This is a genomic window from Mycobacterium sp. (genome assembly GCF_035570115.1).
Classification (GTDB): domain Bacteria; phylum Actinomycetota; class Actinomycetes; order Mycobacteriales; family Mycobacteriaceae; genus Mycobacterium.
This window is the reverse complement of record NZ_DATMLH010000088.1, coordinates 17,624-30,359: the sequence shown is the minus strand read 5'-3', so window position 1 is coordinate 30,359 and position 12,736 is coordinate 17,624. Positions and strand designations below refer to the sequence as shown.

Sequence of the window (12,736 nt, the reverse complement as noted above, 5' to 3'; positions counted from 1 at the left end):
GGTTACTTGTCGGGTAGGTGCTATCTGGCTGCGGTGGTCACGGTGGTGGCGCCGTGCGCAGGCCCGTTTGCCGAGCCGTTGGCATAGACGGGGTTGGGATAGAACTGATCGAAGTGGCGGCGGATAAACGCGTAGCGGGACTGCTCTTCGGGGCCGGTGAAGATCGGCTTCACCAGATACTTCTGGTTCTGCCAGATGTGAAAGTCATTGCGGATCTGCCAATGTTGGGCCTTCATCATCCGCCCGCTTCGGCCCCTCGGGATGTCGCCGTCATCGCCCGGCTCCCGGGTCCCCGTGACGGTACTGAAGAAGATCGCGTTGTCGTGGTCGACCGGCGTGAGTGTCGGGAGGTGGATACATACGAGATCGTCGATCCGGAATCGTGCGACCCCCAACGACGCGCCCCAGAAGAAATTGTCGACGTAGCCACGGACAGGTCCGTTGGGTGTCAGCCAAGTCTGCTCCTGGCCACCGCCGAACACCAGCCGCATGACGTTCTCCGCACACGCGCCGTCGACCTTGTAATCGGAGAACTCCGCATCGAGGTAGGACCCGTGCACATATTTGAAATGGTGTGGGTCAGCACTGTTCTCGAACGGAAACTGCGGCTTCGCGAGATAAGGTCCGTCGACTGTCGTGTCGAGCGGGTAGTAGCTGGACTTGTCGCCGTAGTAAGGCAGTCCGGGCCACTCGTAAGTGGGGGCACGGCGCTCGTGATCGAACCACATGAGGATGATGTCGTCGACCTCCGCAACATGCTTCTTCTCGATCGTGGCTTTGACCGGATGCCCAGGGCGGTAGGGGATGTCGACGTTGCGCCCTTCAGGGCTCCACTTCCAGCCGTGGAACGGACACTCCAATGTCTCGCCACAGACGCCGCCCCCCAACTCAGCCGGGCTTACCTTGCCCAGGTGGGCGCCCATGTGGGGGCAGTAAGCATCAAGGACCGAGAGCACGCCGGAGGCGGTGCGGAACACGACGAGATCCTGATTGAACCATTTCGCCGGCTTGACTTGACCCGGCTTGATCTCCCACGAATAGCCGATGACGTACCAGCCGGTGGCGAAGTCCGAATAGGGCCAGCCAGCCATCCGCTCGGGTCCCACCCCCAGGCCCATTTCGATGCCGCTGCGGGTGTCAGTCCGCATATCGAATGTCGCCATCTCGTCCTTCCTCAGACTGCTGCGTCCTTCTGGACGTCGTCTGATGAGACTAGGCCGCCTGTCATCCGTCGTCAAACGATCGGTTGGAATAATTCACGCCCAGACTCACTAATCATGGTTTGACCATACTATTTCGCGATCGCGGTTTGGTTGAATTCCGGGAAGGTGGGGGCGGATCTCGGTGATGTGATTGGTCAACGAGGCGGCGACGACGACGGCGCGGACGACGGCGTCGCGAGAGAGCTCCGTCCAGTTCGGCGCTGCGGGGCAAGACACACCCCTCCAGGAGTGGCGTCGTTGGTCGAACGGTTGAACTATCGATCGGTGAGACCGTACTGTCAGGATGGAAGACCTGGATAGACCTGCTGTGGACCGGCTGACGGGCAGCAGGTCATTTCAAACGACTGGTTGAAACTCCTTGAATACTCGGCGTGGCTTCAATAGCCTCATGTCCTATGACTCCGCTGACATCGGTGCCGGTTCATTTCGATCGCTCCCGCTCCCCCCGGCTAGTGGGTGACATCGCCCGAGAGCTCGAATCCTCTGGCGTCGTGGATTTCTTCCAGACCTATGACCAACTGACCAACTTGTTACCCAATGCGCTGTGGACGCCGGAGGTCACGCCGCTGTCGGAGTTATCTGCGGACAACGACAGCTTCGCCGATGGACTGCTCCTGGCAGCCTTCGGTATGGCTGCTACCGAGGGGCGCCTCGGCGTTTCATGGACTACCGATGCGGTCCGGCGCGGACCCGCCGAACTCGCGCAGAGCATGCTGACGCTGGCCAATGCGGCGAGCTCCACGGTCCTCATGCTCGGCGCCGGCGAGCTCAAACAGTGCCGACCCTACGGCTACAAACGTGCTGAAGGGCTTGCGCGGCTCGAAGACCATCTGCGGCTGCTCCCCCAGCTCTTCGAGGCCACCGGGCCAATCGATTTCGAGGGAAATCACTGGAACTACAAGCGCGCCTCAATCGGATGTATTCACCCCAACCGGCCCAAAGTGTGGGCCATGGGCGGCGGTCCGCGCCTCATCGATATGGCCACGCGCTACGCCGACGGGATATCGGCGTCCTCTCCGTGCGCCATCGCCAGCCCCGAGGCGCTCGCCCAGATCGTCGCAGAGGTCAAGCAGAAGGTCGAGGAAGCCGGCCGTGATCCCGACGCTTTCGACTTCAGTCTGTGGATCCCGACGTTCCTCCACGAAGACCCCGCGATCATTGACGAGGCTCTCAACAACAAGCTCGTCAAGATGTGGGCCGCCGTCTTCGGTCGATTCCACCATGATTCGTGGGCCGACGAAGGCATTGCGCCGATCATGCCACCGGGATTCCACTACGCGCTCAAGGCGATTCCGACACAATGGTCGCGCGAAGAATGCGAGGACATCGTCTCCAAGGTCACCCGGCCGATGACGGAGAAAAGCGTCTTCGCCGGCTCGCCTCCCGATGTCGCCAAGGCGATAAACGAGTACGTCGACGCCGGAGCCACCCACGTCGCGATCTGGGACTTCGGCCCAATCGTGCGACCAATCGACGAAGCTCCCGCAGCCCTGGCCCGGTCACTCGAGCTCTGCAGACTGCTCAAAGCCTGATACCGCTACGTGTTATCGGGAATAGAGAATGCCCTCGAACAAGTAGCTGACGATGGTATCGGCCACCAACTCGGCTGCTGGCTCATTCTCGGCGAGGTGCCACCGATAGAGAGAAGAGATCATCGCCAGCAACTGGACGGACAGCAATTCGTCGTTGACTCGACGAAATACGTTCGCCCGCATGCCCGTCTTGATGATCTCTCGAATACGCTGGGTGAATTCTGCCTCTTTTGCGCGGATATGCGTGGCCTGCTCAGCCGTCAGCGACGATTCCAACCAGGGATGTTCCTGGAAATAGACTGCAATGACGTCCGGCGCTGACGCTATCGTTCGCAGGATGGCCTTGACGTAGGAAATAAGCTCTTCGTCGGAGGCTAGGTCAGCTGGAATCTCTGCGATTTGCGCGTCCAGTCGGGCGTATGCGTCTAAGTAGATCGCGTACAGGATGTCGGACTTGGACGGAAAATAGTAATACAGCGTCCCCTTGTTCAGAGAAACGAATTCGCCAATATCGCTCATCGACGTACCGTGATAACCGCGGCGTCGGAACAGCCGCGCGCATTCGTGCATCAGTAGGTCACGTTTCTGCTCATTCGCAGTGATCGCCATGCACACCTTTCTCGCTGTTGTGAAGCTCTGGGGCTCGGCCGGTCGGTTGGAATTGCCCCAGGTATCCACGACCGCTGACACGTCGATTGTAAGATGTACGGGTGTTACGCGGGGCTTTCGGTCGTGGTTCGGCCCCAAAACAGGTGCCAACCTACCGACCGTTCAGCCGGCTTCCCTCATTGTCTGAGTGCCCGCGACGCCGATCCGCCGGTACCCGCCTGACCGGTTTGCTTATGCTCGAGTGCGTCGATGTTCAGCTGCAGCCTCGTCAACGTGTGCGCCAGTTGTTGACGGTCCTGCCTGCTGATACCGCGGCGCAACTGCTCCCGGAGGCGACGGTCGATGTCGTTGATGCTCGCGACATAGTCACTTCCGTTATCGGTGAGATGCACCAGCCAGACCCGGCGGTCGGTCGGGTGTGGCCGGCGCTGGATCGCGTCCATCTGCTCCAGTCGGTCGATGCGCGCGCCGAGCGCAGCCTTGCCGATAGCTAGCCGCTCCGCCAGCCGCGTTTGTGTTTGGGGATCGATCTCGGCGATGTAAGCGAGGAGGCTGGCTTCGGGCAGCGTCAGGCCGATGTCGCCAAGAGCCTGGTCATACGCTCTCCGGATCGCTCGGGCGGTCGCCATGATCGTCCCGTCCAGGCGGCGCCACGGTGGCGTATCTAGTTCGTGCCCCGCAACTACGCCAGGATTCATTCCGCTCCCCCAGGTGGGTGCCCGTAACTACACCGTTCGACATCGGCGAAGACGGCGACAGCGTGAGACCGAATCGGAGGCACCCCACGAATATACCCGGCAACAGTATGGGGGAATACCGTATGCAATCGGTACGGTCTAGGCCGAGGCGACGCGGTGGCACGCGCAATCAGCCTTCGGGTGAAAACGCGCTCAACACCGCCCTGAGCCCGGCGCGGAACTGTGCGGCATCAGTCCCGGGTCTGGGCGAGGCCACCGAATTCTCGGCGATCTCGAATAGCGCGAATCCGAGCGTGTAGGTCGACAGCGTGCGGTGCACGGTCAGCGCCTCCCGCTCTGCGAAGCCGGCAGCGTTAAGCAACGCCAGCACCCCGGAGAATAGTTTTGCCTGAGCGTCGCTGGTAACCGGAAGCGCGGCGATCAACTGTGTGACGTTGCCGTGCCGCACCAGCCTGCCGTGGACCTCGACGAAGCATGCGTCGAGCTCGTCGCGCCACCGGGCGCCTGGGTCGATCGGAGGAAGGTCTGCCAGCAGCACGTCGGGCAGCATGTTGACGATTTCCTGCTTGCCGGCGGCGTAGTTGTAAAGCGTCATCTGGGCCACACCAAGGTTGTCGGCCAGCCGCGCCATGGTGAGTGCGCTCCCACCTTCGGTATCGACCAGTTCGAACGCGGCCCGGGCGATGCTGTCGTGTGTCAACAAGCGGACCCGAGCCATGGTCGAGCATCTTCTCACAAACCTCATCGCCGCGAATTCCTCGGAAGGGTTCCGCCGCCTCCGTTTGGCGGGTAGCTTTCACTCCAATACGTATGCTGCACGTTTTGAAACGGGAAGGACAGCATGACAATCCAAAAGATTGTTGACCTGGGACGTTGGGGGCCGCTGGCGACGCCGATCCATCACGATGTGGTGCCGATCGACGATGACGGCACGCCATGGCGTGACTATGCGCTGTTCTGCTGGTGGGATCCAGACTCCGATGTCTACGTGATGACTCACCACATGTCCTCGCCGGACCTGTCCTTCCCTGGACGCAGCCGGGTGTCGGCGTGGGCCGGCGGGAAGGCGTTCGAGCTCATCGAAACTCCGCAGCAGGGCACCCACCAAAGTGAGCACATCAGTGTCGATCCCGACGGCCGCCTGATCGTCGACCATCCCGACTTACAGTTGGACGCGACCGTAGATCCGATGTACCAACCGATCGACCTGCACGCGCTCAAGGCGTTGCCGTCGAACAAGGCGGGCCGGCCACTGCACCACTACGAGCAGCCGCAACGCGCAACCGGAACCATCACGGTGCGCGGCGAGCAACGTAGTTTCGACGGCGTCGGGCTCCGGGACCGCACCTGGGGCTATCGCAGCGAGTCATCACAATGGGACGAGTACCAATACCTGATGGCCGACCTCGGCGACCAGTTCCTGGTCTTCTGGAAGCTCAGAGGGATCGACGGTCCACAAATCGATCTGGCCTTCCGCCTTGCCGAGGACGGTCAGCACCGACTCGATCATTTCGCCTTCGCCCGCAATGGGTCCGGCCTGCTCAATGATGTCGAGACTGTGCTACCGAGCGGGGCTGTCCGCATCGAGATCACCGAGCGACCGGTAGGGTTCTGGGTTCCCCAAGGCGGGCGACAGACCGGTCCGACGTTTTCCGCCTACGACGAGTTCGTGACACTGCGGCTCAGCGACGGACGCCGCGGCACCGGCCTGGCTACCTACGGTATCCTCCGGAAGCTGGTCTGAGAATGGCGATCGTCGGCGGAATCACCCCTGAAGAGATTCGCATTAGGACGGCATCGTGGATTGCCGAGCGCTTCGCAGGGGCCGCCATCGCGGAAGCGACCACCCCCGTTGGCAACGGGCGTTCAACCGATACCTTCCTCGTCGACCTCGACAACGGCGAGCGCTTCGTCATACGAGTCGAACCCAATGCGTTCCGCGTCGTCTACGAATACGACCTCGCAAGGGAGGCATTGGTTATGGACGCGCTGGCCCGCAACACCGAGATACCGGTGCCCAAGGTGCTGTTCTATGAACCCGACCCCGCGGTCCTGGGCAGCCCCTTCCTCGTGCTCGAGCGGCGCGAGGGTCGCATCCCGGGCGACGAGCCCCCGTTTCCCGCCGACCCGAACAGCTGGGTTCATTCGCTATCCGACGCACAGCGGACCGTCATGGCCGACGATGCGCTGCGTACGCTCGCCGCGATTCACGCGGTGGACTGGCGCGCCCTGGGACTGGAAACACTGAGCCGGCCCGGGCTTGGGACCGGCCCGCTGACCCAGCACGTCGCTTGGTGGCGGGCGTTTTTCGACTGGGGGTGCGCCGGCCGCCCTTGTCCTACCATCGACGAAACATTCACCTGGCTATCCGAACATTGGCCCGCCGATCCAGGGCCGACCGTATTGTCCTGGGGGGATTCACGGTTGGGGAACCTGATGTTTGAGGGCAGCCGCGTTTCGGCCGTCCTGGACTGGGAACTCGCCACGCTGGCGCCCGCCGGCTGTGACCTCGGTTGGTGGTTGTTCTGCGACCGGCACCACAGCGAGGGCGTCGGCGTTCCGTGGCCGGCCGGCCTACCCGACCGCGACGAAACCCTACGCCGGTATGGATCATTTAGCGGCCGCGCCATTCCACACGCCGACTGGTTTGAGGTCTACGGTGGACTGCGCTTCGCGGTGCTGATGAACAGGGCGGGCAACATGATGATCGAGGCCGGTGCGCTACCGGCCGATCACACCATGGCCATCAACAATCCGGCGACCCAGCTGCTGGCCCGGATGATCGGCGTCACAGCCCCTGAAGGACCGGCCACCAGTTTCCTGGACCCGGCCTCGACGTAACGGGCGCAACCGATCTCGAGAATCAAACACCGACCTTCGCCTGCTCGGCCTGCTGGTGCGGAATCGCATATCGCACCAGGCATATCGACACCGCAAAGATCCATCCGCCGAATATCGCCAGTCCAAGCCACCATGCCAATAGACCGTTCCAGGCGATCACCCCGGTCTTCGCCAGACAGTTCAGACCTCCGGGCAAGAAACACAAGGCGGCCCACAAGCTGGCATAGGCCAACCAGCGCGGGAACACCGGATGTCCATGCGGATCCTGAAATATGGCTAGCGCCAGAACGATTGCCTGCAGCATCCCGGTCCATGGCAGCGCGATGAACATGATCGACGCCAAGTCGTGGATGCGGTAGGTGAAGCCGGGATCCATTTGGGGCCGGAAGGCCGCGGTCTCCCACATGATCGCCCCCTTTGTCGCCCTGTCGTTCATCTTCACCGTTCGCCGCCTGGATCCTTCCTTCCGCAACCCCAGCCAGACGCATACCTCCTGAAGAGCGGGATGCCGCGGCACACGGTTGACCGCCGACAAGCCGCCAACACCTCGTTGACAACCCCGCACCGGCGATTAACCTAATGCCATGAGCTTATTGGGCTGGCGGTGGTGCGACCCTGCACTACAGACGCTGAACTCTGCATTTCCGGTTGGAGATGGGCCGCTCGAACACGGCTTGACGCAAAGACGCGGCGTTGAAGAGTGATCACCATGTCCACTGCTCAGGTCTCCACAATGCCAACACGACTCGACCAGATCACGCCAGCCTGGCTCACGGCGGCCATCGCGCAGCAACACCCCGGGTCAGTCGTTGACCACGTCGAGATCGAGTCGGTGACCTGGGGAACAGCGACCAAAGTGTTTCTGCGAGTGTCCTACGCGAACGCAGCAGCGGAAGGGCCCGGGCCGGCTCTCTGCCTGAAGGGCGGATTCGATGAAAAGTTAGACGGCGTGCACAACATCGGCTACCGCGCCGAAGCGCGTTTTTATCGCGACATCGCGCCAGTTGTCGGCGAGGTTCCGCAGTGCTGGTTCGCTGCTGAGGATCCCGTAACGGGCCAGGGACTGGTTCTGATCGACGACCTGCGCCCTTCGGGTGCAGTGTTCGGCAAGCCCGAGGATCAGGTGGGTGTCGACGATGTCGCGAACTGTCTTGAACTGCTTGCCCGTTGGCACGGTATGACCTGGAAGCGGTCCAGTGTAGCCAGCCTGCCGTGGTTGACGGTCGGCTCAGAGCTGTTCCGACCGGTGGCCGAGGCCTTTTTGAGTCCCGCGCATTGGGCCGCCTTCATCGACTTACCGCAAACTGCGGCATTCAACACGTCGTTGCGCGACAGAGCCCGGCTACTGCGCGGCCTGCACGCATTATGGCAGCTCGATGACTCAGGGCCGCTTGCCCTTTCCCACGGTGACCCCCACGTCGGCAACAGCTATGTACTGCCCGATGGGGTACGCCGCTTCCTCGACTGGCAGACAGTATGTCTGGCTCCGTGGTCGGATGACGTCGCCTATTTCGTCACCGGAATTCTCGGCGTAGAAGACCGGCGACGCCATGAAATCGATTTGCTGAAGCACTATCTGGATGCAATGAGCGCATTCACCGATGACGCTCCCCAGTTCGACGTCGCGTGGCTCTCCTACCGGCAGCACCACTTACACGGCCTCATGTTTGCGTTGTGCCCGCCGCAGATGCAGTCGGCGGACGTGTGCGCACAAATGGGCCAGCGCTATGCGGCCGCCGCACTCGATCACCAGACGCTTGATGCCCTGCATATTTGACCCTGCGAGGGCACCTGTACACAGGCGTCCGAGCAGTTCGCTGCGATTGTTGATTACCCCGACGAAGTGGAGGCGATAGGTGATGAAGGTGCGCCTTGAACGCAGTAAGTGCGCCGGACATGCGCAGTGCTACGCGGTCGAGCCCGACTTGTTCCCGATCGACGATGACGGTTACTCAACGCTGCAGGAGCACACTCTCGCCCCCGGCGACGAGGAGGCCACCCGTACGGGTGTGGCGGCGTGCCCGGAGCTTGCACTGATCCTCGAGGAGGACTAGCGCCGTCGCGGATGCCGCCGGCAGCGCGTGCGGGCCGCTCGCGCTCACCCGGTGCCATGAGTCCATCACACCTCCGCACGACACCGACTAACCTTGCTATCGTAGATTACGGCCCACTGGCCGTGGGCGCGCAGCGGGATGTGGCATTGCGGATCCGGTCTCGCCTGAGGTGCGCGACCCGCAGATACCCGCACCCCAGACCAGGGTGAACCCCGAGCCGACATAACCTTTGAAGCAGCCGCGCGGGACCACTCACGACGAGCCGGCCGGCTCGCTGCACACCAGCTGACATTTCTTGATTGACGTCTCATACCTAATGTCGTAAGTTTATGGCGAAGCCGGGTAGTCCAGTTCACAACGATTGCTCGCGTGGCTGCACGATCACATCAGCGGCCGAAATGGAAGGGTTTTCGGGACCGGGCGCAGGCCAACAAAGGAGGATGATGAGACTCGAAGGCAAGGTTGCCCTGATCACCGGAGCGGGTTCGGGCCTTGGCCGGCACGCGGCGCAACTATTCACCGCAGAGGGCGCCAAAGTCGCGATCGTCGACATCGACGCGGATCGGGCCGAGCAGACGTTGAAGCTGGTCGATCAGCAGGGCGGTGACGCCATCGCGATCACCGCCGACGTCGCCGTCAAAGATCAGATCACCGCTGCCGTCAACGCGACCGTCGACCATTACGGCAAGCTCGACATCGCGTGGGCCAACGCGGGAATTGTGTCGCGCGGTGGTGCAGCGGCTCTCGGTACCGAGCAGGCCGTCGAGTTCGAGGACATGACGGAGTCCGATTGGCAGCACGTGTTGGGTGTCAACCTGAGCGGTGTTGTCTACACCGCTCAGGCCGCGATTCCCCACCTGAAGGCCAACGGTGGCGGCACCATTCTGGCCACGTCCTCGGCGGCGTCGTTGGTTGCCTACCCGAAGATCGCCATGTACTGCGCGACCAAGGCCGGTGTCAACGGGCTGGTACGCGGCTTGAGCCTGGACCTGGGCCGCTACGGCATCCGGGTCAATGCCATCGCGCCGACCCACGGCATGTCGCCCAACTTCTTGATGCCCGCGGGTGCACCGGTGGTCGGCCAATCCTACGAAGAGGTTGCGGGCCCGTGGAATCCCACCGTCTCGCCGATACCGCTCAAGGTGGCCCGCCCCCCGTCGCTGCTCGACAACGCCAAAGTGGCGTTGTTCTTGGTTTCCGACGATTCGGCTTATATCTCCGGGGCCACCCTCGGCGCCACTGACGGGGGCACCCTCGCGCGCGTCGGAATGTGGTTCCCCGAAGACCTCAACCCCGAGGCCGTTCCCAACGCGAATTGAGCTGGCACCGAAGCTGACTGCGAACGAATGGAGCTAGAGAGATGACCACAGCAATGGATCGGGTACCGCCAAACCTCGTCACGGACTTCGACGTCTATGAGCCGAGCCTGGCCACCCCGGTGGACGTGTTTCAGCAGCGGGTAGCCGAGCTGGCCGCCAAGGGCCCGGTGGTGTATTCGCCGGCTTACGGTGGACACTGGGTTGTGACCCGGTACAAGGAAATCCAGCAGATTCTGACCGACCCCAGTACGTTCTCCAGCTACCCGAACAACCTGGTCACCCCTGCCGATTTCGGCAAGTTCATTCCGCTCGAACTCGACCCGCCGGAGCACACTGCTTACCGCCACGTGTTGCAGCCACTGTTCAGTCCGCAGCGAATGAAGAAGCTCTCCGACGACATTCGCACGGTAGTCAACGGGTTGATCGATGAGTTCGCACCAAAAGGCCAGGCCGAATTCATCTCCGAATTCGCCCACGAACTACCCGCCAGGGTCTTTTTGGCTTTGATGGACTGGCCGTTGGAAGACGCCGCGCTGTTCGCGGAGGCCACCGATGTGGTGCTGTTCGGCAAGCCGGGCGGTACCCCGGAGGAGTCCGACCAGGCCAGGATCGCGGCCGGTTTGACCGTGGCCGGCTACTTCCAGAAAGTGATCGAGGATCGGCGGAGCAATCCACGGGACGATGCGACGTCCACATTGATCAACACCGAGGTCGCACTGCCCGACGGCACCCGGTTGCTCGAAGACCAAGAACTCATCTTGATGTTCTACCTGCTGTTGATGGGTGGCCTGCACACCGTACAGGGATCGCTGGCATGGGCAATCCTGCATCTGGTCGACAACCCCGCCCAGCGCGAGAGCATCATCACCGACCCGGCCGTGATTCCCAGGGCCGTGGAGGAGATTCTTCGCATCGAAGCGGCCGTCGCCGCCGGCCGCCGCGCGACGCGCGACGTCGAACTCGGTGGGGTCAGCATCGCCGAGGGTGACCAGCTGTTGTTGATGTTGTGTTCGGCGAACCGCGACCCGGATACGTTTCCCCATCCCAACGACTTCGACATCAACCGCTCCCCCAACCGGCACTTGTCATTCGGCGCCGGGGTGCACCGCTGCCTGGGTTCACATCTCGGCCGCGTCGAGTTGACCATCGCGCTTGAGGAACTGCACCGTCGGATCCCCGACTACCGGCTGGTGGATTCGGATCCTCCCGTCTTCCACTCGACCCAGGTGCGGGGCTGCCTTCGCATGCCAATCACCTTCACGCCAGAGAAGTGACCCCATGACCACATCGCTTCCCCGCCAGGACCGAATTCGTCGAGCACTTGAGCTGTTGCGTAATGAGACGACCGACAAGTTCGACGACGTTCTCGGCTTTTCTGCGCGCGAGTTCACCGATCCGGTACTCGCTCAGCAGGAGCGCGATCTCATTTTCGGCCGTGTCCCGTCAATCGTGGCCCACGGCTCCGAGATCGCTCGCCCGTATGACTTCATGACCGTGCAAATGCCACGCAACAACCTCATCGTCGTGCGCCAAAAGGACAACAGCGTCAAGGCTTTCGTGAATTTATGCCGTCATCGCGGCGCCCTGCTGGAGGACAGCGAGAAGGGCCGCTGCCGGTTTTTCTCCTGCCAATACCATCGGTGGTCCTACGATCCCAACGGATCGCTGCGAATGGTTACCCGCGATGCCACTTTCGGCGAGATCGACCGTAAAAAGCAGGGTCTTGTGGAAGTGCCGTGCGAGGAAAGGCACGGCTTCATCTGGGTGGTCGACAACGCTCACGCCTCGATCGATGTCGCTGCGTGGCTGGGCCCGGATATGGATTCCATCCTGGCCGGCTATCACCTCAATGAGCTCCAGTGCTTCCGGTCGGCGGGATTCGACGAACCGACCAACTGGAAGATCATGCAGGATGCGTTCCTCGACGGCTACCACATCCAGTACGCCCACCCCAACACCGCCGGCAAGATCATCCACACCAATGTCATGGCATTCGAGGATTTCGGTCGGCATTGCCGGTTCATCGCACCGCGCAAGTCGATCGACCGCTGGCTGGAGGAAGACCCGGGCGACCGCCAATTGGATCGCTATGTGACCGAGACACACTTCTTGCTGCCTAACAGCACGTTGTTGCGCCAACCGGATCACTTCCAGCTGTTGACCTTCCGGCCCCATCCGAGCGATCCGACCAAGTCCCGGATGGAGCAACGGCTGATGGTCCCCGCGCAGAAAGACTCGGGTCTGGAAGAGGATCACTGGAACAGCTTGTGGGAGAAGAACTGGGACATTCTCCTGGCCGTGTTGCACAACGAGGATTTCCCGTTGCTGCGCAATTCGCAGCGCGGGATGGCCAGTGCCGATGCCGGCGATATGCTGCTGGGCCGCAACGAGACCGCCAACCAAGTGTTCCGCCGCGAGACCTCAAAGCTGCTCGCCCAAGGCAACACCACAGCGTGATTA

At 62.1% G+C, this 12,736-nt stretch carries 13 protein-coding genes; 8 read left to right on the top strand and 5 right to left on the bottom strand.

Annotated features, from left to right (window positions below; all coding sequences use genetic code 11):
- Window positions 1–20 precede the first annotated feature (20 nt).
- Complete coding sequence (locus tag VNW74_RS07705) at window positions 21–1,163, bottom strand: Rieske 2Fe-2S domain-containing protein (protein WP_325676011.1); 1,143 nt, start codon at window positions 1,161–1,163, stop codon at window positions 21–23.
- A 455-nt stretch (window positions 1,164–1,618) separates the two neighbouring features.
- Between VNW74_RS07705 and VNW74_RS07700 the strand changes: the two genes are divergently transcribed.
- Window positions 1,619–2,755: an LLM class flavin-dependent oxidoreductase gene (locus tag VNW74_RS07700; protein WP_325676010.1), complete on the top strand. Its 1,137-nt coding sequence runs from the start codon at window positions 1,619–1,621 to the stop codon at window positions 2,753–2,755.
- A gap of 12 nt (window positions 2,756–2,767) precedes the next feature.
- Here VNW74_RS07700 and VNW74_RS07695 read toward each other — a convergent pair whose 3' ends face one another.
- From VNW74_RS07695 to VNW74_RS07685, 3 genes are all read right to left on the bottom strand, one after another.
- Entirely contained in the window at window positions 2,768–3,364 is a 597-nt protein-coding gene (locus VNW74_RS07695; RefSeq protein ID WP_325676009.1) for a TetR/AcrR family transcriptional regulator, read from the bottom strand.
- A gap of 176 nt (window positions 3,365–3,540) precedes the next feature.
- Window positions 3,541–4,062, bottom strand: coding sequence for a MarR family transcriptional regulator (locus VNW74_RS07690; RefSeq protein ID WP_325676008.1), 522 nt, complete (start codon window positions 4,060–4,062; stop codon window positions 3,541–3,543).
- 169 nt (window positions 4,063–4,231) lie between these two features.
- Window positions 4,232–4,780: a TetR/AcrR family transcriptional regulator gene (locus VNW74_RS07685; RefSeq protein WP_325676007.1), complete on the bottom strand. Its 549-nt coding sequence runs from the start codon at window positions 4,778–4,780 to the stop codon at window positions 4,232–4,234.
- Window positions 4,781–4,903: 123 nt separating this feature from the next.
- Between VNW74_RS07685 and VNW74_RS07680 the strand changes: the two genes are divergently transcribed.
- The gene (locus VNW74_RS07680; protein ID WP_325676006.1) at window positions 4,904–5,806 is read left to right on the top strand and encodes a hypothetical protein; all 903 of its coding nucleotides are present in this window, start codon (window positions 4,904–4,906) and stop codon (window positions 5,804–5,806) included.
- Between the two features lie 2 nt (window positions 5,807–5,808).
- Window positions 5,809–6,903 carry a phosphotransferase family protein gene (locus VNW74_RS07675; protein WP_325676005.1) on the top strand — a complete coding sequence of 365 codons (1,095 nt, stop codon included), beginning with the start codon at window positions 5,809–5,811 and terminating at the stop codon, window positions 6,901–6,903.
- Between the two features lie 22 nt (window positions 6,904–6,925).
- Here VNW74_RS07675 and VNW74_RS07670 read toward each other — a convergent pair whose 3' ends face one another.
- Window positions 6,926–7,339, bottom strand: coding sequence for a hypothetical protein (locus VNW74_RS07670; RefSeq protein WP_325676004.1), 414 nt, complete (start codon window positions 7,337–7,339; stop codon window positions 6,926–6,928).
- 273 nt (window positions 7,340–7,612) lie between these two features.
- Here VNW74_RS07670 and VNW74_RS07665 point away from each other — a divergent pair, with 273 nt between their 5' ends.
- The 5 genes from VNW74_RS07665 to VNW74_RS07645 all read left to right on the top strand — a co-directional run bounded on the left by VNW74_RS07665 (window position 7,613) and on the right by VNW74_RS07645 (window position 12,733).
- Window positions 7,613–8,680, top strand: coding sequence for a phosphotransferase (locus VNW74_RS07665; protein ID WP_325676003.1), 1,068 nt, complete (start codon window positions 7,613–7,615; stop codon window positions 8,678–8,680).
- 82 nt (window positions 8,681–8,762) lie between these two features.
- Window positions 8,763–8,957 (top strand): ferredoxin, encoded by a 195-nt coding sequence (locus VNW74_RS07660; RefSeq protein ID WP_325676002.1) that lies wholly within the window; start codon window positions 8,763–8,765, stop codon window positions 8,955–8,957.
- A 443-nt stretch (window positions 8,958–9,400) separates the two neighbouring features.
- Window positions 9,401–10,276, top strand: coding sequence for an SDR family oxidoreductase (locus VNW74_RS07655; protein ID WP_325676001.1), 876 nt, complete (start codon window positions 9,401–9,403; stop codon window positions 10,274–10,276).
- Window positions 10,277–10,317: 41 nt separating this feature from the next.
- Window positions 10,318–11,550, top strand: a complete 1,233-nt coding sequence (locus VNW74_RS07650; RefSeq protein WP_325676000.1) for a cytochrome P450 — start codon at window positions 10,318–10,320, stop codon at window positions 11,548–11,550.
- Between the two features lie 4 nt (window positions 11,551–11,554).
- Window positions 11,555–12,733, top strand: a complete 1,179-nt coding sequence (locus VNW74_RS07645) for an aromatic ring-hydroxylating oxygenase subunit alpha (RefSeq protein ID WP_325675999.1) — start codon at window positions 11,555–11,557, stop codon at window positions 12,731–12,733.
- Window positions 12,734–12,736: the final 3 nt, after the last annotated feature.